The sequence below is a fragment of the Paramicrobacterium chengjingii genome (assembly GCF_011751765.2).
GTDB classification, from domain to species: Bacteria; Actinomycetota; Actinomycetes; order Actinomycetales; family Microbacteriaceae; genus Paramicrobacterium; species Paramicrobacterium chengjingii.
The window spans coordinates 2,662,334-2,687,426 of sequence record NZ_CP061169.1 but is presented as its reverse complement, the minus strand read 5'-3'; the positions used below and the strand labels follow the sequence as shown (position 1 = coordinate 2,687,426).

The window sequence follows — 25,093 nt, the reverse complement described above, 5'->3', positions numbered from 1 at the left end:
CTCAATCTTAAGGTCGCGAGGCGAAAACACCGAAACGGATGCTGTCGCGCAATGCCCGTGGTTTGCCCGGGCGCTGTGAGCAGCACTTGATACGATTGCTGCGTGACCGAAAACAATCTGCTTGGGGTTCCAGAGACGCATCTTCCTGCGGAGCCAGAGGTTGAGACAGCTCTCGAGGGTGCAGAGACCGTCGACGCCATCGCGCAGGTTGTGAAGCAGCATCCGTCATCTGCTCTGGCTTGGGCTGTCTACGCCGAGCACATTCTTCATCCGGCGCATCCCCTCGAGGGGTATGCCGCTGCTCGGGTCGCGTACCATCGTGGCCTCGATTCGCTGCGCAAAGCGGGCTGGCGCGGGCAGGGCCCGGTGCCGTGGTCGCACGAGCCCAACCGCGGCGTTCTTCGTGCGCTGTATGCACTGCGTCGCGCTGCCGCGATGATCGACGAAGCAGACGAGGTCGACAGGCTCGACGACTTTTTGCGCGGTGCCGACGACACGGCGGCCGCGCGCATCGAACTTCTGGGAACGACGCGGGAACCTGCCCCGTCGACAGAGACGTTCGTCATTCGCGGCGAAGACTGAGCTGCGCTCACCATTCGCACGCACACCGATAAAGAGAGGCATCCACCATGCCAGGAATCGTGATCGTCGGCGCCCAATGGGGCGATGAGGGCAAAGGTAAGGCCACAGACCTGCTCGGAAGCCGCATCGACTACGTCGTGAAGTTCAACGGCGGAAACAACGCCGGTCACACTGTCGTCATCGGCGATGAGAAGTATGCCCTCCACTTGCTTCCCAGCGGCATTCTGACCGAAGGCGTCACGCCGGTAATCGGAAATGGCGTCGTCGTCGATCTCGAGGTGCTCTTTCAAGAACTCGATGCGCTTTCTGCACGCGGCGTCGACGTGTCGAAGCTGCGCGTGAGCGCGAGTGCACACGTCATTACGCAATACCACCGCACCCTCGACAAGGTGACGGAGCGCTTTCTCGGAAAGCGACAGATCGGAACGACAGGGCGCGGGATCGGGCCAGCGTATGCAGACAAGATCAACCGTGTCGGCATCCGAATTCAAGATCTGTACGACGAGAACATTCTGCGGCAGAAGGTCGAGGGTGCGCTCGACGTCAAGAACCACACGCTCGTGAAGATCTACAATCGCCGCGCCATCGAAGTCGACGAGATCGTCGATGAACTGCTCATGTACGCGGAACGACTGCGGCCGATGGTCGCCGATACCGCGCTCGAACTGCACGAAGCGCTGAACGCTGAGAAAATCGTGCTCTTCGAGGGCGGCCAGGCGACGATGCTCGACGTCGATCACGGAACGTACCCGTTCGTGACGTCGTCGAACGCAACGTCCGGAGGTGCGGCGACCGGCTCTGGCGTCGCGCCCAACCGCATAGATCGCGTTATCGCGATCGTCAAGGCGTACACCACGCGCGTCGGCGCCGGCCCGTTCCCGACAGAGTTGTTTGATGAGAGCGGCGACTATCTGCGCGAGACCGGGTTCGAGTTTGGGACCACGACGGGCCGGGAACGCCGCGTTGGCTGGTACGACGCACCGGTCGCCCGATACGCCTCGCGCATCAACGGCGTCACCGACTTCGTTCTCACCAAGCTCGACGTTCTCGACGGCCTCGACACCATACCGGTGTGTGTTGCCTACGACGTCGACGGTGTTCGGTTCGACGAGATGCCAGTGAACCAGTCCGATTTCCACCACGCGACGCCGATCTACGAAGAGTTTCCAGGCTGGAAGCAGGACATCACCGGATGCCGCAGCTTCGCCGACCTGCCCAAGAACGCGCAGGACTACGTGCTCGCTCTTGAGAAGATGTCGGGCTCGCGCATCTCGGCGATCGGCGTCGGCCCCGGCCGCGATGCTATCGTCGTGCGGCACGATCTCGTGGACTGAGCGGAATTCCGAAATTCGCGACCGAGGGCAGTCCTCGATAATTTCTGTGCCCTGCGCAAGACTGGGCGTATGCCGCAGAATATCGAAGACTATGCTCTGATCAGCGATTGCCAGACGGCGGCTCTTGTCGCGCGCGACGGCAGCATCGATTGGCTCTGCCTGCCTCGCTACGACTCTCCGTCTGTATTCGGGGCTCTTCTCGGCGACGAAAGCCATGGTCGCTGGAAGCTGGCGCCAACGGACGAGTCCGCGGTTGCGTCGAGACGTTACCTCAATCACAGCTTCGTGCTCGTCACCCGCTGGGTGACGCACGATGGCGAAGTGGAGGTCACAGAGTTCATGCCGTTGCGCGACGGACGCGCCGATCTCGTTCGGCGCGTGAGCGGGGTGCGCGGCACCGTCGAGATGACCGCCGACGTGCGATTTCGGTTCGGTTACGCGACGGCGGTTCCGTGGGTGCGTCAGCTCTCCGGCGGCAAGCACCATGGAATCAAGGCGGTGGCGGGCCCCGATGCCATCGTCATGCGCGGCATGTCGCTCAGAGCATCGGATCATGCGCACACGGGAACCTTCTCCATTTCGGAAGGTGAGACTGTCGATCTCACCATGACGTGGTACCCGTCGCATCTGCGCGCCCCCGAGGCACCGAATGTCGACCGCGGCTTGCAGAGAACGACGCAATGGTGGACGGACTGGGCGTCCCGCGTCACTCACGAGGGCGCCTACTACGACGAGGTGATCCGCTCACTGCTGGTGCTGAGGGCGCTGACGTACGAGGAGACGGGTGGCATCGTCGCCGCGGCGACAACATCTTTGCCAGAGCAGTTCGGCGGAGAACGCAACTGGGACTATCGCTACGTGTGGCTGCGCGACGCCTCTCTGACGCTCGAGGCACTGCTGCTTCACAGCTATACGGACGAGGCGGCCGGTTGGCGAGCATGGCTGCTGCGTGCCATTGCCGGCGATCCCGCCGATGTGCAGATCATGTACGGGATCGCGGGCGAACGCGACCTGGCGGAGAAAGACATCACCTCACTGCCCGGCTACCGCGGGGCGAGCCCGGTGCGGGTGGGAAACGCTGCCGTGGAGCAGTTTCAGTCTGACGTTGTCGGTGAGGTCATGGTCGCCCTCGATAAAGCGCGCAAGGCCGGTCTCGAAGAGACCGACTTCTCATGGCCCCTGCAGCGTGCTCTCGTGCAGTTCGTGCAGCAGACCTGGGACAAGCCCGACCAGGGAATCTGGGAGATCCGCGGCCCCGCGCAGTATTTCACGCAGGGGCGCGTCATGGTGTGGGCAGCGCTCGATCGAGCCATCAGCGCCGTGAGAGACGACGGCCTCGACGGACCTGCTGACGAATGGGAGATTTTGCGCGACCGCATCCGCGATGAGATCGAAGAGAAGGGTTTTGATACCGAACTCGGCTCCTATACACAGCACTACGGCTCGGGCACCGTTGACGCGTCGCTTCTGCAGCTGCCTCAGGTGGGGTATTGCGCCTACGACGACCCGCGGATGCTGTCAACGGTTGCCGTTATCGAGCGGGAGCTGATGGCGGATGGGCTACTGCTGCGTTACCGCACCGAGCACAATGTCGATGGGCTGCCGCCAGGCGAGAACCCATTTCTTGCCTGCTCGTTCTGGCTCGTCGAACAGTATGCCTTCAGCGGCCGGCTCGACGATGCGCGGGAACTCATGGATCGGCTCGTCGGTTACTGCAACGATGTCGGGATGCTGAGTGAGGAGATCGATCCGCGCACGGGGCACCACGTGGGCAACACCCCGCAGGCGTTCTCTCATCTGACGCTGTTGCGAGCGGCAGATGCCATTTCGAAGGTGGAGCAGGGCAGATCGGAGACCTTTACACCACGCTGAAGCCGGGCGGGAGAGGTTCGCGTCCCGTGAGTGACATGAGCACCTGCTCGCCATCGCCCTTGCGCGCGGCGATTCCTGCCGCGAGGGAGGCCGCCGACTCAATGAGCTCTGGGGCGAAATCAGCGGTCTGCCCTGTCGCTCGGGCGAGATCCATCGTGTGTACGACAAGCTCGAAGACGCGTGTCTTGAGATACTCGTCAATGGGAATTCCCATGCCGCCAAGCGATACGAGCCTGTCGCTCGGCTGATCCGCGAGCAGCGCGAGCGCACGCTCGACGAGCACGGTGATGGCCGCGACTGGGTCCGCTCCGAGGGCCACGCCGGCCTCGACACCGCGCTTCGCGATCGCCTCGGGGTTTGTGTACGCGAGGTAGATCTGTCCGTAGTAGTCGCCTGCCGTCGGCATATCGATCTGAGCTGCCGGGTCGAGGTCAAGGTAGTCGATCACCGTGATCACAGCCCGTGCCGTGTGCCCCGTGAGCGAGCGCACATTCCAGACTCCGAGGCCCGGGGCATCCCACTGGTCGTTACGCACGTTCGACACCACGTCGATAAATGTGCGGCACGCCATCGCGTATCGTTCTGTTCGCGCCATGCTCAATGGTGGCACGTTCTGCTGGCAGACTGAAGTGCATGGCAGACTCGCAACCCACTTTTTGGCTCGGAACCTACACGGCCGACGGCGATGGCACGGCAGCGGGGATCGTCGCGCTGACGCGGGAAGATGCCGGAACGCTGCGCCCGTCGTTCGCGCACGCGGCGCAGTCACCGTCGTGGCTGACGGTGCACCCGGAGCATCCGGTGGTGTACGCCTCTGAAGAATTCACCGGCAGGGTGCTCGCGCTGCGCCCCGATGGTGTAACCCTCGATGCGTTGGCCGACACCACCGTTGACGCCGGAGTCTGCCACCTATCGGTCGCTCCGGACGGCAGCGCTCTCGTCGCTGCCGACTACGGCACGGGCGCGATCATCTGGATTCCGCTAAGCGACGATGGACGCTTCGCCGGACGACCCGTCGTGACGGAACCAGCGTCACGGGATCCCTACGGCTTCGACGCCGACGACGACACCGGGCTTGCGTCTCTCTCGACACCGGATGCCGCGGCACGCGAGCCGCACGCGCACCAATCGCGCTGGCTGCCGAATGGTCTCGTGGTCACAACAGATCTCGGGTTCGACCTGGTTCGCGTGTGGCGACCGACCCGTTCTGGCCTCGTGCACCGGCAGGACGTCTCGTTGCCGCGAGGCGTCGGCCCGCGGCATACGCTGTGGCACGAGAGCGGCCACCTGCACGTGCTCACTGAGTACTCGGGCGAAGTGTTCACGCTGCGCTTCGACGAGTCGGGCGCTCTGCGGGTGCTCACGGCGGTGAGAGCAAGCGCAGATTCCCTCGAAAATGACGACACGGGCGCAGAGATCGCGATCGGCGACAGACGGGACCGACTGTATGTCGGCATCCGTGGAACCAACCGAATATCGACTCTCGAGGTGCGCGGCGACGGCACAGAACTGCGTGCGATCGGCGACGTGGAATCGGGAGGCAACTGGCCCAGACACCACATCGTCGACGGCGCGGTGGTGCATGTGGCTCACCAGTTCTCGGGCGACGTGGCCACGCATCGCCTCGACGACCGCACGGGCATTCCGCGCACTGTCGTGGGCACCGTTGAGACCGGAAGCGCCACGTGCCTCGCTCGCGCGAGCGTTAATATCGATTCATGACTGCCGTCTTTCCCGACCCGGCACCGCTCGTCGGTCGGTTCGTGCGCCTCGAACCTCTCGTCGACACCGACGCCCCAGAGCTCTTTAGTGCCATTGTTCGGCCTGAGGTGTATGAATTCGGCTACGGCGGCGGGGTGGCGGGCATGCCGGGTGACGCCGCGACGTTCGCGCGCGAGCTGCGCAGCCACTACCCGTTTGCCACGGGCATACCGTTCACCGTGCGGCTCGCTGCCGGTCCCGACAACGGGCGCATTATCGGCACGACGTCGCTCGGCGACATCGACGTGGTCAACAGGGGAGCGCATATCGGTTGGACGGCGTACCACCCAGCCGCGTGGGGAACCGGCGTCAACCCGGAGTGCAAGCTGCTGCTCATGACCCTCGCCTTCGACGCGGGGTTTGAGAGAGTGAAGATTCAGACGGATGCTGTCAACGCCCGGTCTCGGGCGGCCATCGCCAAGCTGGGTGCCTCGTTCGAGGGAATCCTGCGGCACCACAAGATTCGTGCAGACGGAACCTGGCGAGACACAGCCGTCTACTCCGTGCTCGCAGACGAATGGCCCGATGTGCGCACACGGCTGACGGAGCGGCTCGAGCACGCAGCGGCACCTCAGCTCAGCGGAGTCTGACCCTCTGCGTCGAGCGTTTCGAGTAACTGCGACCGGAGGATGACACAGATCACTCCAGCGCGCGATGTGCTCGCTCCGGCGGATGACGAGCATGGAGTCATGACCAACTACAACGACTCCGCATACGGTGTTCCATCCGTTTCCGTTCCGCCGGCAGGAGCTGCGCCCGTTGCAGTTCCGCCCGTCCTGGCGGCCGAAAACTTGCACAAGAGTTACGGCCCTGCCCGTGCCCTCGCCGGTGTCAGCTTCGCGGTTGCGCCGGGGGAGTCCGTCGCCATTATGGGGGCATCCGGTTCGGGTAAGACGACGCTTCTGCACGCACTTGCGGGCATCATCGTTCCCGACGCAGGCAGCGTCTCATTTCACTCGATTGCCGGGGCCGTTCGTGTGAGCGAGCTCGGCGAGAAGGAGCGGTCGCGACTGCGCCGCGAATCGTTTGGCTTTGTGTTTCAGCAGGGACTTCTCTTACCAGAGCTCACTGCCGTTGAGAACGTGGCGTTGCCGCTCATGATGGCCGGGTATCCGCGCCGCGAGGCGGAAGGGCGTGCCATGCACTGGCTTCATCTACTGGGGCTCGCCGGTCTTGAAACACGTCGCATCGGGGAACTGTCAGGCGGTCAGGCGCAGCGCGTCGCCATCGCGCGGGCTCAGGTGACGGGCGCGACAGTGATCTTCGCCGATGAGCCGACGGGTGCCCTTGACTCGACAACCGGAGACGGTGTCATGTCTGCCTTACTCGACTCGACGGTCGGTCAGGGCAACACGCTCGTCGTTGTCACCCACGACGAGACGGTGGCATCTCGCTGTTCGCGCACGATCCGCATGCGAGACGGGATGCTGCAGCATGACGCGTCACGGCAAGGTAAAGTTCCACAGCAGCCCACCGAAACGCAGTTTCTCGGCAGCGGATGGAGCCAGCAATGACCGCCATCGCAACGCAGCCAACGCAGTCTGTCCCTCACAAAGGACGCATGCCCGTCATTCGTCTGACCTGGATGCTTGCACGACCCGGCGCTCAAAGCCCGGCAACAATCGTGTTGCCCGCCATCGCGTTTGCCGTCACGACGGCGCTTCTGCTGATCGTCGCCGGCGGCGTGTTGATGTTCTGGCGCTGGACGAGTGATGACGCAGCCCTGTACCAGATGCTCAGCGTTCTCGCACTCGCCCTTCTCGTTGTGCCGCTTGCCTCGCTGGGCGGCTCGGCGGCTCGATTGTCTGCGCGACGTCGCGACGATCGTCTCTCAACACTGCGACTGCTCGGCGCAACGCCTGGTGCTGTGATTCGCATGACCGTCGTCGAATCGACTGCCGTCGCGGTCATCGGCGCGCTGGTCGGGGTGGCGCTCTATGCAGCATCCATGCCTCTTGTCGGCCTCATTCCGTTTGGGGGAGAGCAGATCGGCGCAGCATCGCTGTGGGTCGGAGCGCCGATGGTCCTCGGCGTCGTCGCCGGAGTCGCTGTGATTGCAGCACTCAGCAGCGTCATTGGGCTGCGCCAGGTGGTGATCTCTCCGCTCGGAGTGCGCACAAAGCAGCAGCCGCAGCGCGTGCACTGGGTGCGAGTGCTTGTCGGGGCCGGCATCGTGATCACTGGATTCATCGTGCTGCAAAGCCTAGGAGCCCTCGGCGACTGGGGGGTCGTGATCATTGTTCTCGCCGGAACGTTCGGTGCCGGTGTTGCTGTGCTCGGCCTCGTCGGGCCCTGGGCCGTCGGGCTGCTCGCCAGGGCACAGTTGCGTTCGGCGAAGACGGCGCAGAAGCTCATCGCTGCACGCAGCATTCTCGACAACCCCAAAGCCGCGTGGCGCCAGGTGTCCGGGGTAGCCATGACGAGCTTCGTCGCCGTCGTTGGTGGTTCAGGCACGGCACTGGCCGTCACAGCATCCGCCTCGGCAAACCCGCAAGACCTGGTGCTCATCTTCGACATTCGCACGGGGATTCTGATTACCCTCATCGCGTCATTTCTCATGGTTGCGTGCTCGGCCGGTGTCAACCAGGCAGCAGAGATTCTCGACCGCAGAGAGACGTGGGTGAACCTCGATCGCGTGGGCATGTCTCGCTCAGCGATGGAAGCCGTGCGAACACGACTGGTGTTCGTTCCGCTGATCTTCGTCGCGCTCTTGTCGGCGATCGTCGGTGGCGTGCTCGTGTTTCCGCTGCTCGGCCTCTCGGTGATCTTCGCTCCCGCGTCACTTCTCGTGATCGTTGTCTGTTTCGTCGCTGGATTCGCACTCGTCGGGGTAGCGGTCGCATCGACGAAGCCCGTGCTGTCGCGTGTGCTGACACAGCCGGAGCGCGTGTGACGGTTAGGCTTGGGGCATGTCCGACTCTGAAGCCATGGCCGAACTGAACCGTCTGCGCAAAAGCATCGACAATATCGACGCAGCGCTCGTGCACCTGCTGGCTGAGCGCTTCAAGTGCACGCAGGAGGTCGGCTCGCTCAAGGCGACGCACGGTCTGCCGCCGTCTGACCCGTCGCGGGAGGCACGGCAGATCACGCGCTTGCGCGAGCTCGCCGCAGACTCGGAGCTCGACCCTGAATTTGCCGAGAAGTGGTTCACGTTCGTGGTATCGGAGGTCATCCACCACCACGAGCGCATCGCGCGCGAACGGTAGAAAATGAGCCTGCGGGTAGAACGCCGCACGGTCGTCGTGACGGGCGCGAACGCGGGCCTCGGGTTCTGGACGACTCTGCGCCTCGTTGAGTCGGGTGACCGCGTGGTGATGGCATGTCGCAGCGACGAACGGGCGGATGCCGCAGCAGCGGCCATTCGGCGGCGGGTGCCAACGGCGCAACTTGAGTTCGTGCGACTCGATACCGCAGATCTCGGTTCGGTTGCCGAGGCCGCCGCGCAGTTGAACGCTATGGAACGCATCGACGTGCTGATCGAGAACGCTGGCATCGTGCACACGCCGTCGACGCGCAGGGAAACCGTCGACGGACTCGAACTCGTCGCCGCCACAAACTTCTTCGGTCACTTCGCTCTCGCCGCCGCGCTGCTGCCTGCACTGAAGCGCACGCCCGGCTCCCGCATCGTGACGCTCGGCAGCCAAACGGTGCTCTGGCCGTGGCCACGCCTCGACGACCCGCAGTCGGAGCGCTTCTACAACGGCCTCCTCGCCTACGCTCGTTCAAAGATCATGCTGCAGTCGTTTGGCTTCGAGCTCGATCGTCGCCTCGCGGCATCCGGAGTTCTCGTGAGGTCGCTCGTCGCTCACCCCGGCTACTCCATCTCGGGCAGAACACCGCGCGTTCCGGCCGTGAACGAGCCGCGCCGCGTCAAGCGATTTCGCGACAACCTGCAGGCACCCTTCAGTCAGGGAAAGCACCGTGGAGCGCTGCCCATTGTTTGTGCGGCATCCGACTCGTCACCGCCAGTCGGCCACGCGTTCTATGGGCCGAAATGGATGCTGAAGGGCGATGCCACGCGCTGCACCCCGGCATCGTTGACAACGAACCGCACTGTCGCGGCAGCCATCTGGGCCGAGGCGGAACGTGCGACGGGCGTGCCCTTTTCGCCCGAGATGCACGCCATGGGCAGAACTCCACCATGACTGCGGCGACGTCGTTCGTTAAGCTGTCTGCGGGCGACGCCAGAGTGTTCTGAGCGCGTCGCTCGGGGAGGAATGAGTGACGGTTGCAGATGGTCGTCGTGCTCGGCGTGAGGCTGAGCAGCAGGTGCAGGCGATGACGTTGAGGGATCCTGCAGCAGAGAAAGCCGCGGAACGCGCCCGTAATCGTGAAGAGTATGCTGAAGCGCTGCTCACCGCCGACCAACTCGGCATCGTACCGGCGAGGTCTGGCCGACGCTCCCTCGCGTACTTCTCGGACATCGTCTGCTATCTGATCGTTGCGTCTCCCGGGCTGACGGCCGCGTGGTTTCTGCTTACCGGCGCCAATTGGGCGAGGCCCGGCATCGAGGTATTCACGAAGCAGCCGAACTTTCTGCTTCTTGTCATCGTCATGCTGGGCGGCATGCTTCTCGGCTGGATCTTCATCATCGTCGAGGTCGCACTGCACGGGCTGAGGGGGATGACGGTCGGCAAGGCATTGGCTGGCATCCGGTCGGTGAGCGTCGTGAAGATGCGAAAGCCCGGATTTTGGCGCATCGTACTGCGTACTCTGATTCTGCAGACTGCAAACGTCGTGCTTCCGCTGATCGGACCCGCACTTTTTCTCTGCTCATCGCTGTGGAGCGAGCGAGGCATCGGTTGGCTCGACAGAGTGTCGAAGAGTCGGGTCGTCGACATTCGTCTGGGACTCAATCCGTTGGACCTCAAGGATCTGCGCCGAGCAGAACGTCGCATTGCCCGTCCCGAGAGAATTGTCGAAACGGATCTTCCGGCACTCGACTCGACAGCGACCGACAGTCACTTTGCGCCAGGTGAGCGCTCTCGGCTGAGCGTCGTCGGTGAGAACCCGATTCTCCCGCCGGGCGACAATCGAGACGACTGGGCGGTCAGCGTGCCTCCCGCTCCTGCGCCGTCGGCGCCTGAAGCATCGACACCTACGGCCCAGGTGCCTGTCGACTCTGAAGCGACAATCTCTGCCACGGCATCCGCCGACGATAGTGCGGCCTCTCACCACGCACCGCAACCGGAATCGATCGAATACATTGTCGAGGGCGGGGGAGTCTCCATTGGAATTACCGATGCGCCCGTCATCGTCGGGCGTAACCCGGAGGCCCGCGACGGCGAACAAGTAAACCTCGTCGCCGTGAACGACCCGTCGCACTCGATGTCGAAGACGCACGCCCTCTTCGGAGCCGAAGCCCGCGGCGTCTGGGTGGAAGACCGCGGATCCTCGAACGGAACGGTCATGGTTCAGGCAGATGGCAGCGAACGGGCACTTGAGCCGTTCGTGCCAACGTGGCTGACCGGAAGCATCGTCAGGTGCGGGAACTGTGAGTTTCGAATTCTCATGAAGGGAGCGCGGTCATGAAGCTGAAGCTCGTCCTTCGCCGTGAGAACGGTGCTACGTCAGACGTTGTCGTGACGGCAGACTCAACGGCTACCGTCGGTGACGTCGCGCGCACATTCCTGCACGATGATCCGAACCTGGCGCTCGCGCCGTGGGCAACAGACGACGTCACGATGGCTGTATCGTCTCCCGATGGCAGCCAGCGCGTGACGCTCGACCCCGACAGCCCGATCGGCGAGTCAGCGCTGGGCTCTGGTTTCGACGTCTCTGTCGTCGACGCAGCAACTCGCACAGACGAGACAGCCGCCGCAGTTCTCACAATTCTGAGCGGGCCGGATGCCGGTCGCGAGACCCTGCTCGCCGAAGGCAGCGGAACGATCGGGCGAGACGCAGACGCAACAGTGACGATCAACGACCCGATGGTCTCGAAGAAGCATGCGCGCATTGAGATTACGGCGGCGGGAACCGAGATTGTCGATCTCAACTCAGCGAACGGCATCCTCGTTGATGGTGGGCTCGTTCCGCGTCTGCGCATGATGGAGGGGCGTCGAGCGACGCTCGGAGACACGGTGATCACTGTGACTCCGCTCAACGATACAGATGCAGGCGAACGCACGATCATCGAGCGTGGAGGCCTTCTCGGCTTCAACCGCTCCCCGAGGGTGGAGCTGCGGTACGTCGGCGAAGAGATGCCCGCACCGGAGGTGCCGTCAGACAAGGAACCTCGACCGTTCCCCTGGATCATGATGATCGCTCCCGTGCTCATGGGCGGATTCATGTACGCGATGACGAAGAACCCGTTGAGCCTCGGATTCATCGCCATGGCTCCGATGATGATGATGGGGAACTTCTTGATGCAGAGTTCTCGCACATCGAAGAAGCAGCAGAAAGAGATCTTCGACTTCGAGTTGCAGCTTGAGGCCATGGAAGATCGTCTGGTGAACGAAGAGCCTCAGGAACGCGTGACGCGCCTGCGGGAGAGTCCGTCTGTTGCCGAAATCTTCGATGAGGCGCAGCAACTTGGTCCGATGCTCTGGACGCGCCGTCCCGAACACTGGAACTTTCTCGACCTGCGCCTCGGCATCGGACCGATGCCGAGGAGATTAACGATCGGCGACCTTGAAAACGAGGGCGGTATTGAAGACTACCGAGTACGGTTAGACGCCCTTCGGTCGCGGTTCGAGCAGATCGCGCACGTTCCCGTCGTCGAGAACCCACACATCGCGGGCGCGCTTGGAGTCTGTGGAGCGACAAGCGCCGTCTGTGACACTGTGCGCGCCCTTGGCGTTCAGCTCGCCGGCCTGCATTCGCCATCCGAAGTCACATTTGCCGCGCTCACGAGCACGGGAATCGCGAGCGAGTTCGAATGGCTCAAATGGATGCCGCATACGACGTCCCCGCACAATCCGTTGGGCGACTTCCCTCTCGCAGACAACCCCGCAACCGGAACCGTGCTTCTCAACCTGCTCGAAGGTCTTGTCGCCGAGAGAATCGGCAACCTGCGAACCAGCGATGTTGCACGAGGCCCACATGCCGATGAAGCGTCGGCCGCGCATCGTGGCACCAAGGTCGGCGACGACAAATTCGAGTCGGACTTCGAGCCAGAGACTCCCGTTCTCATCATGTTCATCGATAACGACGTCGACGTGGATCGCGCGCGACTCGTGCAGCTGATTGAACGAGCTGCCGAAGCACGAATCTACGCGATCTGGATGGCCCCGACCATCGAGGCTTTGCCCGCGGCCTGCCGAACCGTCGTTGACGTGGCTTCCGGCCTTGACCACGCTCAGGTCAGCTTCGTCCGCCAGGGGCGCACGGTTGACGATGTCGACGTCGAGGGCGTTTCTCAGCACTACGCAACGGTGCTGGCCCGGCGGCTTGCTCCCGTTGTCGATGCCGGTGCTGTGATCGCCGACTCGAGCGACCTTCCTCGCAGCGTGTCGCTGCTTTCTCTCACGGGTTCCGACCTCGCAGACGACCCGCAGGCTGCTCTCGAGCGCTGGCACCAGAACGCGTCGATTATCGACCGCAGCGGCGGTGCACCCGTGCGCAGGAAGAGAGCCGGCACGCTGCGGGCACTCATTGGGCAGGGGTCTCCCGACGCGATGCACCTCGATCTTCGAGTACAAGGCCCGCACGCACTCGTCGGTGGAACAACCGGTTCGGGCAAATCGGAATTTCTGCAGGCCTGGGTGCTCGGCATGGCGGCGGAGTACAGTCCTGACCGCGTGACGTTCCTCTTCGTCGATTACAAGGGCGGATCGGCGTTTGCCGAGTGCGTCAATCTGCCGCACTGCGTGGGCCTGGTCACCGATCTCAGCCCGCATCTGGTGCGCCGTGCCCTCACGAGTCTGCGGGCCGAGCTGCACTTCCGCGAGCACTTGCTGAACCGGAAGAAGGCGAAAGACCTTCTTGAACTCGAGAAACGTGGCGACCCCGAGTGCCCTCCTGCTCTCGTGCTGGTCATTGACGAGTTCGCCGCTCTCGCGGGCGAGGTTCCCGAGTTCGTTGACGGCGTCGTTGACATTGCTCAGCGCGGACGTTCTCTCGGCATCCACCTGATTATGGCGACCCAGCGGCCAGCCGGTGTCATCAAAGACAACCTTCGTGCGAACACGAACCTGCGTGTGGCGTTGCGCATGGCAGATGAGAGCGATTCGAAGGACGTCGTCGGCGACGCTATCGCGGGCACATTCGACCCGACGATTCCTGGTCGAGGCATTGCAAAGACCGGTCCTGGCCGACTCATTCCGTTTCAATCGGGGTATGCGGGTGGATGGACGTCGGACGAGCCTGAGAAGAGTGCAGTCGACGTCGCTGAGTTCCATTTCGGAACTCTCATCCCGTGGGAATCGGAGGCCACAAGCGACGCCCACGAAGTCGAGGAAGATCTGGGTCCGAACGATCAGACGCGGATGGTTGCCTCGTTCGTCGCGGCGGCCAAGGACGCTCGGATTCCCGAACCTCGCCGCCCCTGGCTTGACGATTTGCCCGAGACGTACGACCTCATTGAACTGCCGCATCGCTCCGACGAGGCGATCGTGATGGGAGTCAGTGACAGACCGGAAAAGCAGGCTCAGGAGCCGAGCTACTTCTTTCCAGACCGCGATGGGCACATGGCGATCTATGGGACCGGAGGAACAGGCAAGACTGCACTGTTGCGTACGCTGGCCATCAGCTCGGTGCTGGGCGACCAGGGTGGCCCAGTGCACGTCTTTGGAATGGACTTCGGAACCGGGGCGCTGCGCTCGATCGAGGCACTGCCGCATGTCGGATCTGTTGTGCCCGGGGACGATTACGAGCGGGTGTCCCGCCTCCTGAAGACTTTGCGCGGCGAGCTCAATCGTCGGTCAGAGGAATTCTCTAACGTCAACGCCGGAAGCATCGCCGAGTACCGGGAACTCGCTGGCGTCCCCCGCGAACCGCGGATACTCTTACTGCTCGACGGCTTCGGCGGTTTTCGTTCTGAGTATGAGACAACACTTGCGCGCGCTCCTCTCTACAATGCCTTCATTCGATTGCTCGGCGAAGGGCGGCCACTTGGCATGCACGTCGTGCTGACTGCCGATCGCAGCGGGAGCGTTCCGAGCGCTGTCTCGGCGGCGATTCAGCGCCGCACCATTCTGCGCTTGCCCGACCCAGCGTCATACCAGCTTCTTGGTGCGCCAAAGGACGTGCTCGACGAAAGCTCGCCTCCGGGGCGCGCCGTCGTCGACGGCTATGAGACACAACTTGCCGTGATCGGCGGAACGGCAAACGTCTCGGAACAGACGCGAGCGACCGAGTCGCTTGCTGCCGAGCTGGTCGAGCGGGGCGTCGGCAGAGCTCCTGAGGTGGGTGCCTTGCCGAAGGAAGCACCGATCGAAGACATGCCCGATGCGGTCAACGATCTCCCCGTCGCGGGCATCTCGGAAGAGACGCTCGCACCGTGCGGGTTCGAGCCGATCGGAACGTTCATGATCGGGGGGCCTCCGCGAAGCGGGAAGACAAATACCCTTCGCGCACTGACCCGAACGATCAAAGCGTGGGATCCAGGCGCAAAGCTCTTCCACATCGCCGGTCGTCGTGCGAAACTCGCAGATGACATGGAGTGGACACGCAGTGCTGTGCGCACTGACGACGTCATTGAGCTCGTGAAAGAACTGACCGAGATTGTCAGTGACGAAGAGATCACAGACAAATTGGTCATCGTCGTGGAGAACCTCACCCAGTTCAACGGGTCGGCGGCAGACAAGCCGTTGGTGACTCTCGCGCAGAGAGTCAATCGGAGTGACCACCTTCTGATCACCGAGGCTGACGTTGCCAATCTGTCGTCGGGTATCGGCCTGATTGGCGAGATGAAAGCGGGTAGGGCCGGAATCGTCTTGAAACCGGATACCCATGACGGTGACTCGATCTTCAAGACGCCGTTCCCGCGGGTTGCTCGGCACGAGTCGCCGGAGGGTCGCGGGTTCATGGTGCAGAACGGGCAGGTCCTGCGTGTGCAGGTGCCGCTTGTCTCGCCGTAAAAGGAGTATTTCGGGGAGTAGTCCCCATCGTCAAAGTGGGCAGTTTTGGTTAGCGTGTAGACAGTAAAGCGTGCCAATAGTGAGAGGGGAGCGGTCAAGTCATGGTGTTTCACATGGACTTCAGCGAGATGGACGCCACCGCCAAAGTGCTCGATACCGGGGCCGAGTCGATAGTGACCGCCGTCGATGACCTTCTGACGAAGGTAGAAAAGCTGCTCGGGGAAGGCTTTGTCACGGAGGTAGCGTCGGAGCGCTTCGGGGATGGCTACAGGCAGCTGACAGAAGGCACCATCAAGGCTATTGGCGGAATCGGTGACATGGCGACTGGACTGCGCACCATCGCCGAGAAATCCGGCGAGTTCGACCACAAGTTAGCGGAAGGGTGACCCTGTAATGCCTGCCAAGATTTGGCTCAACATGCAAGATCTGCGTGAAGTTCAATCCAACCTCAAATTGGCAGTGGATGATTTCGCCGAGGTCGCCGACCGCAACGATGACGCCGAGGAATCGGTGGGAACACCGTTCAACGACACAGAGTTGCGCAACAAGGTGCATGACTTCGAGAAGGACTGGAATGACAACCGGTCAGAGCTCTCGGACGCTCTTGGAAAGCTGAGAGAGCACATTCACGACATCATCACGGCTTACGACGATTACGACGCGAATCTTGCCAGTCAGCTCGAGACGAGCGAGCATTCTGCACTCTCTGAGCCCGGAAGCAACAACACTCCGTACGCCGCCGTCTGATTTTCGACAAAGGAAGTGAATTCAACTCATGGACTGTCTCGGTATTGTCTCTCCGCAGAACCACACGCTCATGCGTCTCGACGGAGAACCTGATGACATCGATACGCGGGGTGACTACCTTAAAGAGCTCGGCGAGACGATGGAGACTACTGCCACGGCGTTGAAGAAGATCGGCGAAGGCACACATCAGATCAGTGAGGCCGTCGACAAGGTTCGAGAGGCGTCCAACGACATTCACAGCGACCTCAGCGATGCGGGAATACGGTACACCGGGACGGGTAAAGCTCTGATCGCGTACGCCGAGATCCTCCGCGCGGCAAAGCGCGACATCGATCCCCTGGTCGAAGAGATCAAGACTGCTCAGACCAGTGTCTCGACGGCAGCTGAAACCAGAAACGATGCCCAGGGCGCAGTCTCAGACAACAACACCACCTGGATCTGGGAAGAAGAAGCCTCGGATGCTGAGAAAGAATCGGCTCAGAGTGATCTGACCGATGCTGAGTCCGCACTCTCGACGGCACGTTCCACGCTCGAAGGACTGTGGGGAGAATTCGACGGCCACTATGTGACGTGGGAAGAAGGCTACGACGCCGCTGTTAAGGGCATCGAGACAGCGATTGCAAACGCCGACAATAACGATGGTTGGTTCGCCGACCTGATGAAGGTCTTGAACGCTATCTGCTTCGTCCTTGCTGTCGTTGCGATTTTTGTCTCGGGACCGATCGCGGGCATCATCCTGATCGTCACAACCGTTGTTGCTGTTGTGCAGCTGAGCCGAGATATCTATGCGCTGACTCAGGGAGAGGGATCCTGGGGAGATGTCATAATCGGTGCCGTCGGCCTCATTCCATTCGGCGGAGGTGTCACCCGAATAGTCGGGCGCGGTGGCCGAGGACTTGTGAACGCAATGGGACGAGGCGGCGACGACCTGGTTGGAGGGCTGCGCGCTGCGGGTCGCGGATCTGGCAGGCAAACCGTCAGCGAGCTGAGCGGCGCCTGGCGCAATGCCACAGCTGGCCCTCGAAGCATCCCGGTGCGCAACGAGTTCGGGATGGTGACTCCTCGGGTTCCTGTAGCGCCGACGGCGATGAACAACGCTGCCCATAACATATATGGCCTGACCCACCCGCAGACCGTCATGGACGCGGTGAACAACGCTTCGTCGTTGAACGGGCTCTACACGAGTACGAGGGACTACTCTAATCAGCTCATATTCGACAGACCGTACAACGAGGCGAACGCCGGCTACTAACGTGGGCCACATCGTCAGAACGGGGCCGACATGGATCTGAAATCAGAGTTGAAGGGTGCAACGTCCGGGGCAGGGCGACCGTCTGTGACGTACTCGCTCCTCTTCCCGCCGGGGTGGAAGCGCTTCGCCGTCGACGACGACGCAGAGAAGACATTCGTCGCGAGCCTGAAGCAGGTATTTCAGCCTCGCGGTCTGGCCAAAGATTACATGTACTATCGAGCGCTGACTCACCGAATGTTCATGGACATGAAGAAACGCCGTGCGTCGTCGATCTATCTCCCGGTCAAACCCATCGACGGCACGCTCCTTCCGGCATCCATGGTGGTGTTGCCAGCGCCTCTCGGCGGGGCGCATCAGCTTGATGACTTTCGCACCAGACTGATGAAGCGGTTCGAACTTGAGGAGCGCACCGAGAACGAGCTTGCGATCTGGCGGTGGGAAGAACGGCAGACGACGTTTCCAGAAGGCGACGTCGGTGTCGGTGCGCTGACAGTTCATCATTTGTTTGAGGCACCGAAATCAACCGGGCGTGCGCCGCTGATGCTCAGCGCGACTCTGCTCGTTCCCACTGGAGAAGAGAAGAGTGATCTGATCGGCATTGTGAGCGAACTCTTCGACGCCATCGCCGGAACATTCAACTGGGTGCGGAAACCATGACGACGTCGAGCATGAATGACGTCGATTTTGATCACGAAACATGGATCGAAGTTCCCATCCAATTTCCGTCTGGTCCGTTCGTCGACGCAGAACAGTGGGTGAAAGGTTTCTCTTTTCAAGCCACAGACGGGCTACCAGGCGAAGCCCAGTTGAGGGAGCGCACGGAGAGAGCGGCGCGAGTCGTCGTCGGCGTGCACCACAGGGTAGCTTCGCGCAAGTTTTGGTACTTCACGCGCGAGTTCGGCACGGAGACCGTCGCACACAGCTACATCATGGAGTATGACGGGGTCACCTCCGTGGAGGAGCTGCTCGTCGGTGATGCCGCCAACTATTCGTTCCCTCGAGTTGTCGAGCACGAGGCCGTCGACGGAAAGCGCATCGTCAGCGTTGCCTACACCATTCCTCTCCAGGTCGACGGAGATGAGGCGCTGGTGGCCGGTAGCTTACGTGTCGCACGTGTTGAAGATGAGGTGCTCGTGATCGTGGACATCGTCGACACACGCACCCATATGATCGGTGTGGTATTCGAGGACGCCGTTGCCTTGGCTGGTAGCCTTGGCGTTGATCCGCCCGTCTAGAAGGAGCTTATGAGCGACGAACGTTCGAATTGGCAGGATGTTCTTCGGCACGTGCCGGAGGCCGCGAACGTCGCTTCAGTTTCGACAGATTCCTCTGCGAGTACTCGGCATGCCCTCACGCTGCCGCAGTGGGCGTCGCCGCGTCAACTTCTCACAGCCTTGGAAGCGTCGGTTTCCGGACGATCAGAGAGCAAGATCCTCAACGTACTCCAGTCGGATCTTGACCGGCGCATGTCGATCGCCCGCAAGGACGCGAACCAGCCAAAGAAGATTGCCGTGGTGACCATCATCATCTTGCTCACCGTCACGGTTGGCGTGTTATTCCTTCCCAGCTCCTTCACCGATCTGGATGACTATTTTCTTGACGTTGGAACGCCCACATTGATCACGGGGATTCTCGGTGTTGCATCGCTGATCGCCTCAGTCGTGATCGAGAGGCGGAGCTCACCCCGATCACTTCCGTATTCGCCATTTCTGCTGATCGTGTACACGGTCTTGTTCACGCTCGGTGTCGTGGTGATGAGTCTGCACGTGTCAAGCGTCGGATTGTGGATTGTGCCGGGTGCCAAAGTGGGCGTTGTGCTCGCCGGAGTGACAGCTGCGGGATACCTTGCGCTCTACTTTTGGGTAGCGAAGAGACCGACGCTGATTCAGACCATTCACGGTGATTCACCGGACGGGCGCGAGTTCGACGAGAAGCTGCGTGAGCACGTTGCGAAGATAGTGCGCAAGCGCGACGATTTCGACGCCAGCACATTTCGCGCTCGGACGCTTTTGGGCATCAAAGGTCTGTACGAAAACGGGCGCATCTCCAGGGATGTGGCTGTGTTGATGCTCCGTGAAATTGCCGGTACGGGAGACCAACGGGTAGTGCCCGAGTAGCGGTGGGGACTCCTACCCATTGGCAGGATAAGACTCACGCGGTTAACTAGATTCCAGACGTTGAAGAATAACGAGAAGGGGTTGCCAGAATGGTTTTTCACTTTAGTCACGAACAGGTCGAGGCGACGGCTGGAGCGCTCGACACCGGTGCTGAGAACATCCGCACCGAGCTGAACACGCTCCTCGGCAAGGTCGAAGACCTGCTGGGTGAAGGATTCGTTACCGAGGTTGCATCGGATCGCTTCGGCGAGGGATACCGCGAGTTGAACAGCGGGATCGACCAGGCGATCAACGGCATCAACGAGATGGGCACCGGGCTTCGCCAGAAGTCAAGCAGTGTCGGTGACTTCGACGCCACGGGAATCTGATTCGGCGGTAGCCGATTCATCGGTTCAGCCTAAATCTGAACTGCACAGGGCCTGAGCCCGGCATTGCGCCGGACTCAGGCCCTGTGCTTGTGGTTTGGAACCTTCAACTCTCCGACGTGAACAGGGTGACGGCGAGTTGGTTTACCAGCGCACGGAGCCCAGCTCGAACGCGTTGACCAGTTTGATGTCAGGCCGGGATCGCGGTCAGCTTTCGGGAAGAGACCGTGCGTCTGAGAGCAACGCTGAGAGTCGTCGCGGCCACGGCCCCGATAAGCCACACAGCGAGGGCGACGATTGCCGCTCCAATACCCGGAGTGCCGATGATCACGGCGCTTAGTGCGTCACGCGCCGGGCTGACAGGCAGCATCCCGAACACCTGATCGAGCACACCTGGAACGGTCGAGATCACGCCCGTCGCGAGGGCGAGGATGCCGACGATCATTGAGATGAATCGTCCGGCTCCCCCGAGCACCGCGACGAGTGCCTGGTTGACGGCAGAGAAGGATGCTCCGATGAGGGCGGCGATTCCGGCAAACCCCAGACCTTCGGCGAAATTCATCCCCTGCGCAATGCTCACGATGATTGAGACGAGCACACCCTGCACGACACCGAGAACGAGTCCAGGCAGAGCAGAGCGGAGAGTCAGCATGAACGCCGAGCGCGTGGAGCCGAGTGCGGCGCGCGGAGTTGCCCGCAGCAGGAAGAAGGTGGCGAGGGCTCCGAGCCACAGCGCGATCACCGCATAGAGCGGAATGCCGCCGGAGCCGAAGGAGAATGCTGCGCTCTCATCGTCACTGGCCGATACCGGATCAGCGACAACTTCAGAAAGGGAGCTGCGCTCCGACTCGCTGTAATTGGGAATCTGCTCGACAGCCTGGTCAAGTCCGTCGGCAAGGGAGCCGGCACCGTCGCTGAGCTCGGAAGTGCCATCGCCCAGCTTTGTCATCGCCTCACTGAGCGAGACAACACCGCCCGTGTATTTCTCGATGCCTGTCGCGTATTGCGATGCACCCGTCGACAGCTGCTCGGCGCCAGAGCCGAGCTGGCCCGCACCGCCGGCGAGCTGTGAGGCACCCCCGGAGAGCTGGGAGAGCCCGTCTGCAAGCCCTGAAGCTCCAGTGGCGAGGTCATTCGCTCCCGTTTGGGTCGCTGCGGCTCCGTCTGCCGCACTCGCGATGCCGTCGGCGAGGGGCTGCATGCCAGCGCTGAACTTGGTCATGCCGTCAGAGACCCCAGACGCACCCTCCCCAACCTTCTTCGAGGTCTCCGTCACACCCGCGACAGTCTCCTTAAGCTGCACGCATTTCTCGGGATCGCCCGCGGAACATGCATCAACGAGGGGCTGGATGCTGTCCTCCAACGTTGTTGTGATCCCATTGACACCTGTGGAAACGCCTGCGGCTCCGTCTGCGAGACCTTGAGCTTGGCCAGGAAGTGCCGCAGTTTGGGTCTTCAGCGCATTGAGTCCATCGACGAGGCCCTGAAGGCCGGCACCGAGCTGGCTCGCACCGCCCGAAAGCGCGGAGGCTCCCGCCGCCGACTTCGAAGCACCGTCAGCGATTCCCTGGGCGCCCGTCGTCAGCTCGCCTGCGCCGTCGGCGATTCCGGACGCACCATCGGCAAGGCCCTGAGCGCCGGTGACGAGGTCGTCTGAACTCTCGGCCAGCTCGCCCGCTCCGTCTGCCGCCTTGGTCATTCCGTCAGACAGCTCGGTCGTGCCGTCAGCGAGTTCGGTAGCGCCGTCAGCAGCATCCCCCAGCTGGTCGTGCAGAGTGTTGAACCCGAGAAACACGTTGTCGAGGTAGTTCGTCGTGAGATTGGTGCCCAGAACGTTCGCAGCCGTCGTCGTGACGACCTGGCTCACCGCGTCATCAATGAGTCGAGAGTTCTCGCTTGTCGTGACATCGATCACCGCCTGCTCGGCATCGTCGGCGTCGCCTGCCGTCGATGTGGCTGCCTCTGAGAAGTTCTCGGGAATCGTCACGACGGCAGCATAGGTGCCGTCCTTCAGGCCCTCGCTCGCGCCGTCGGAGTCGGTCACCTCCCACGTGTAGTTGGTTTCTTCGTCGTCGCTTCCGACGAGCCCTGCTCCGAGCTGACGGCCGAGTGGCACGGTCTGTCCGTTGACCTCGACAGGCTCATCGTTGTTGACGATCGCCGCCTTCACAGAGTCGAGGCGGTCGCTCGGGTCCCACAGAGCCCACACCAGCATTCCGGCGATGACGAACGGCACGAGCAGCAGCCCCACGAGAGTGAGCGGCCGAACGCGCTTGGTGCTGTCGGTTCGTTCGATGAATGAGAAGCGGTTGCTCATACGGATGCCTCCGAGACGAGTGAGCGAGAGGTGACGTTATCGACGAACGTTTCGCCGTCGGCAATATCGAGGTCGGATGCTGAGCCGCAGCCCAGCACGATGGTCGGTGCACTGCTATGAGCACGTGCCTGCGCGATCTCGGCCATCAGCCGTTCGCGCTGTGCGGGTTCGGTGACATGGTCAACCCCGTCAACGGCGAGCAGCTGGGGCCTTTCGGCCAGCGCGGATCTCACGTCGGCGATGGGCTGAGCCGAGGTGGCCAGCGAGACGTAGCCAGCACTGCGGCGCACCGCCGACGCGCGTGACGGCAGAACGAACCCGTTGACCTTCAGAGTTCCAATAGCGTTGGGGAGCCTTCCGGTGACTGCGAGGAGCGCCGCAGTGACAGCACGTGCGCTGTCTCCGCGAACGGCGTGCACGGCGCCAGGTGCGATGCGCATGCTCGTTGGGGCAAGCACCTCCTTGCCTTTCACCGTGAGCGAGAGATCATCGACGGCAACGGCAAGGTTGGCGTTGGGAGCTGGCCACTCGGCGAGCTCGAGCTCCCGAGCGAGGCCCTCGCCCTCCACGTCAAACGAGGGGAGAATGCGGTCAAGCCACTTCGGCATCCACCACGCCTTGTCTCCGAGAAGGGCGAGCACAGCGGGCACAAGTGTCATGCGCACGATGAACGCATCGACGAACACGCCAACTGCGAGCCCGAGGGCAATCGGTTTGATATTGACGTCCTCGCTCGGCACGAATGCTGCGAAGACGGCGATCATGATCACACCTGCCGCCGTCACGACCTTCGCCGACGAGGTGAAGCCGGTCTCGATCGCGCGACGCGCGCTCTTTCCATGCACGTAGTCCTCGCGAATGCGGGAGACCAGGAATACCTCGTAGTCCATAGCGAGGCCGAAGAGCACCCCCATGAGAATGATCGGGAGGAAGCTGATCACAGGGCCAGTGCGGGCGACACCAAGCGCTTCGGCAAACACGCCATCGCCGAACACGAGAGTCACGGCTCCGAACGATGCGCCGACCGAGAGCAGGTACCCCAGGGTTGCCTTGATGGGAACCGCGATGGAGCGAAAGACCATCGTCAGAAGTACAAGTGACAACCCGACCACGAGGAGGCCGAAGGGCAGCAGCGCTTGGCCGAGCTTTGCCGAGACGTCGATGCCGACGGCGGTGAACCCCGTGACGGCAAGGTCGACATCGTACTCATCGAGGAAATGGTCGTGCATCGCACGGATCTCATGAACGAGCGCCTTCGTCTCGTCAGAGTCGGGACCGTGTTCAGGAACGACCTGCACGATTCCCGTGTCGGCCGTCTCGTTGGGGGTGGCGAGCGGCACCGAGGCGACGCCGTCGAGCTGCTCAATCTCGTCACCGATGTCTTCCATCAGTCCGAGCGGATCGTTGCTCGTGATGATTGGCCCGGTGACGATGAGCATGCCGTTGTAGCCCTCGCCGAAGTTCTCGGAGACGAGGTCGTAGGTGTGACGCGCCTGGTTGTCTTTGGGAAGGCCGCCGGCATCGGGCAGAGCCAACTTGAGCCCGAGCGCGGGAACCGACGCGATTCCGAGCACAGCGACGACCGCGATGATCGTGACGAGGGGACGCTTGGTGACGGTGCGTACCCACCCAAGGAAGAACCTGTTGGGTCGCGCCGTCGCCGTGCCCTCGTCGACTGCTGACTTCTTGCGCTTTGGGCGCAGCCGTTCGCCCGAGATCGCGAGCAGGGCGGGCAGAAGGGTGAGCGAGACGACGACGGCGATGCCGACTCCGAGCGCCGCTGCGACGCCCATGACAGTGAGGAAGGGGATGCCGGCCACGCCGAGACCAAGAAGGGCGATGATCACGGTGAGGCCCGCGAACACCACGGCAGACCCCGCCGTCGCCACGGAGCGGGCAATCGATTCATCGACGTCGAGCCCGTCGCGCAGCTGATCTCGATGTCGTGAAATGATGAAGAGCGCATAGTCGATTCCTACGGCGAGGCCGAGCATGAGTGCGAGCATCGGCGTCGTCGACGTGATCGAGGTGAATGCTGTCGCGCCGAGAATGAGCGACATGGATGCTCCAACGGCGACCATCGCCGTAATGAGGGGCATTCCCGCAGCGAGGAACGATCCGAAAGTCAGAACGAGCACAAGGAGCGCAACGATCACTCCGATTCCCTCGACGAGACTGATTTCTGGCATTTCCTGACTGAACAGCTCGCCACCGAGTGAGGTTTCGGCTCCATCGGGAAGACTCGCGCCGAGATCCTGTACAGCATCCTCGAGGGCGGCCTTCGTCGAGTCCGGAATCGCGAAGGTGCTTCCGTCCAGCTGCACCTGAATCAGCGCAGCATCCTCCGCCTCGTTGATGGAGCCAGATACCGTGTCGTCATAGGGCGAGACGGCGGAGTCCACGTGGTCGATGTCGGAAAGGGTGTCGATTGCCTCGTCGACGGGTGCGGTGATGTCAGCATCCGTCACCTTCTCGCCGTCGGGGGCGACGATGATGATCTGCGCGCTGGAGCCGCTCACCTGGGGGAAGGTCGCGCCGAGCGAGTCGAGCGCCTGCTGTGATTCGGTGCCCGGAATTGAGATGCTGTTATCCATGTCTTGGCTGAACAGCAGGGCACCAGCACCAAGCATTGCCAAGAGGAGGATCCACACGCCGATCACCGTTTTGCGGGTGCGGTGCATAGCGCGGCCGAGGGAATAGAGGAAGGAAGACACGGTTCTCCAGAAA

At 62.3% G+C, this 25,093-nt stretch carries 21 protein-coding genes; 18 read left to right on the top strand and 3 right to left on the bottom strand.

Going from position 1 to position 25,093, the window contains the following annotated elements; translation table 11 throughout:
* Window positions 1-102: 102 nt before the first annotated feature.
* From HCR76_RS13030 to HCR76_RS13020, 3 genes are all read left to right on the top strand, one after another.
* The gene (locus tag HCR76_RS13030; RefSeq protein ID WP_166991223.1) at window positions 103-582 is read left to right on the top strand and encodes a DUF3151 domain-containing protein; all 480 of its coding nucleotides are present in this window, start codon (window positions 103-105) and stop codon (window positions 580-582) included.
* Window positions 583-629: 47 nt separating this feature from the next.
* Window positions 630-1,916, top strand: coding sequence for an adenylosuccinate synthase (locus HCR76_RS13025; protein WP_166991220.1), 1,287 nt, complete (start codon window positions 630-632; stop codon window positions 1,914-1,916).
* A 69-nt stretch (window positions 1,917-1,985) separates the two neighbouring features.
* Window positions 1,986-3,788: a glycoside hydrolase family 15 protein gene (locus tag HCR76_RS13020; protein ID WP_166991217.1), complete on the top strand. Its 1,803-nt coding sequence runs from the start codon at window positions 1,986-1,988 to the stop codon at window positions 3,786-3,788.
* On the opposite strand, the gene HCR76_RS13015 is transcribed toward HCR76_RS13020, so the two are convergent.
* The gene (locus HCR76_RS13015) at window positions 3,775-4,383 is read right to left on the bottom strand and encodes a maleylpyruvate isomerase N-terminal domain-containing protein (protein ID WP_166991214.1); all 609 of its coding nucleotides are present in this window, start codon (window positions 4,381-4,383) and stop codon (window positions 3,775-3,777) included. The genes HCR76_RS13020 and HCR76_RS13015 overlap by 14 nt on opposite strands.
* 38 nt (window positions 4,384-4,421) lie before the next feature.
* Between HCR76_RS13015 and HCR76_RS13010 the strand changes: the two genes are divergently transcribed.
* From HCR76_RS13010 to HCR76_RS12940, 15 genes are all read left to right on the top strand, one after another.
* Window positions 4,422-5,510: a lactonase family protein gene (locus HCR76_RS13010; protein WP_166991211.1), complete on the top strand. Its 1,089-nt coding sequence runs from the start codon at window positions 4,422-4,424 to the stop codon at window positions 5,508-5,510.
* A complete protein-coding gene (locus tag HCR76_RS13005; protein WP_166991208.1) occupies window positions 5,507-6,139 on the top strand; it encodes a GNAT family N-acetyltransferase in 633 nt (210 codons plus the stop codon). Before HCR76_RS13010 ends, HCR76_RS13005 begins: the two co-directional genes overlap by 4 nt.
* 39 nt (window positions 6,140-6,178) lie before the next feature.
* Window positions 6,179-7,063, top strand: coding sequence for an ABC transporter ATP-binding protein (locus HCR76_RS13000; RefSeq protein WP_244971393.1), 885 nt, complete (start codon window positions 6,179-6,181; stop codon window positions 7,061-7,063).
* Window positions 7,060-8,442, top strand: coding sequence for an FtsX-like permease family protein (locus HCR76_RS12995; RefSeq protein WP_244971392.1), 1,383 nt, complete (start codon window positions 7,060-7,062; stop codon window positions 8,440-8,442). The genes HCR76_RS13000 and HCR76_RS12995 overlap by 4 nt, the downstream gene beginning before the upstream one ends.
* 16 nt (window positions 8,443-8,458) lie before the next feature.
* Window positions 8,459-8,755: a chorismate mutase gene (locus tag HCR76_RS12990; RefSeq protein WP_166991205.1), complete on the top strand. Its 297-nt coding sequence runs from the start codon at window positions 8,459-8,461 to the stop codon at window positions 8,753-8,755.
* A 3-nt stretch (window positions 8,756-8,758) separates the two neighbouring features.
* Window positions 8,759-9,694 (top strand): SDR family NAD(P)-dependent oxidoreductase, encoded by a 936-nt coding sequence (locus tag HCR76_RS12985; RefSeq protein ID WP_166991202.1) that lies wholly within the window; start codon window positions 8,759-8,761, stop codon window positions 9,692-9,694.
* 76 nt (window positions 9,695-9,770) lie between these two features.
* The gene (locus tag HCR76_RS12980; protein ID WP_166991199.1) at window positions 9,771-11,081 is read left to right on the top strand and encodes an RDD family protein; all 1,311 of its coding nucleotides are present in this window, start codon (window positions 9,771-9,773) and stop codon (window positions 11,079-11,081) included.
* The gene (locus HCR76_RS12975) at window positions 11,078-15,568 is read left to right on the top strand and encodes a type VII secretion EssC family protein (RefSeq protein WP_198248056.1); all 4,491 of its coding nucleotides are present in this window, start codon (window positions 11,078-11,080) and stop codon (window positions 15,566-15,568) included. The genes HCR76_RS12980 and HCR76_RS12975 overlap by 4 nt, the downstream gene beginning before the upstream one ends.
* Window positions 15,569-15,669: 101 nt before the next feature.
* The gene (locus tag HCR76_RS12970; RefSeq protein WP_166991196.1) at window positions 15,670-15,954 is read left to right on the top strand and encodes a WXG100 family type VII secretion target; all 285 of its coding nucleotides are present in this window, start codon (window positions 15,670-15,672) and stop codon (window positions 15,952-15,954) included.
* A 7-nt stretch (window positions 15,955-15,961) separates the two neighbouring features.
* The gene (locus tag HCR76_RS12965; RefSeq protein ID WP_166991193.1) at window positions 15,962-16,315 is read left to right on the top strand and encodes a hypothetical protein; all 354 of its coding nucleotides are present in this window, start codon (window positions 15,962-15,964) and stop codon (window positions 16,313-16,315) included.
* 28 nt (window positions 16,316-16,343) lie between these two features.
* Window positions 16,344-17,567 (top strand): putative T7SS-secreted protein, encoded by a 1,224-nt coding sequence (locus HCR76_RS12960; protein WP_166991190.1) that lies wholly within the window; start codon window positions 16,344-16,346, stop codon window positions 17,565-17,567.
* A gap of 30 nt (window positions 17,568-17,597) precedes the next feature.
* Complete coding sequence (locus HCR76_RS12955) at window positions 17,598-18,224, top strand: hypothetical protein (protein WP_166991187.1); 627 nt, start codon at window positions 17,598-17,600, stop codon at window positions 18,222-18,224.
* Window positions 18,221-18,802, top strand: coding sequence for a hypothetical protein (locus tag HCR76_RS12950; RefSeq protein ID WP_166991184.1), 582 nt, complete (start codon window positions 18,221-18,223; stop codon window positions 18,800-18,802). Before HCR76_RS12955 ends, HCR76_RS12950 begins: the two co-directional genes overlap by 4 nt.
* 9 nt (window positions 18,803-18,811) lie before the next feature.
* On the top strand, window positions 18,812-19,684 hold the full coding sequence (locus tag HCR76_RS12945) for a hypothetical protein (RefSeq protein WP_166991181.1): 873 nt from the start codon (window positions 18,812-18,814) through the stop codon (window positions 19,682-19,684).
* 89 nt (window positions 19,685-19,773) lie between these two features.
* On the top strand, window positions 19,774-20,052 hold the full coding sequence (locus HCR76_RS12940; protein WP_166991178.1) for a WXG100 family type VII secretion target: 279 nt from the start codon (window positions 19,774-19,776) through the stop codon (window positions 20,050-20,052).
* A 187-nt stretch (window positions 20,053-20,239) separates the two neighbouring features.
* Here HCR76_RS12940 and HCR76_RS12935 read toward each other — a convergent pair whose 3' ends face one another.
* Together HCR76_RS12935 and HCR76_RS12930 are read right to left on the bottom strand one after the other, a co-directional pair.
* The gene (locus HCR76_RS12935) at window positions 20,240-22,366 is read right to left on the bottom strand and encodes a YhgE/Pip domain-containing protein (protein WP_166991175.1); all 2,127 of its coding nucleotides are present in this window, start codon (window positions 22,364-22,366) and stop codon (window positions 20,240-20,242) included.
* The gene (locus HCR76_RS12930) at window positions 22,363-25,080 is read right to left on the bottom strand and encodes an MMPL family transporter (protein ID WP_166991172.1); all 2,718 of its coding nucleotides are present in this window, start codon (window positions 25,078-25,080) and stop codon (window positions 22,363-22,365) included. Before HCR76_RS12930 ends, HCR76_RS12935 begins: the two co-directional genes overlap by 4 nt.
* Between the last annotated feature and the right edge of the window lie 13 nt (window positions 25,081-25,093).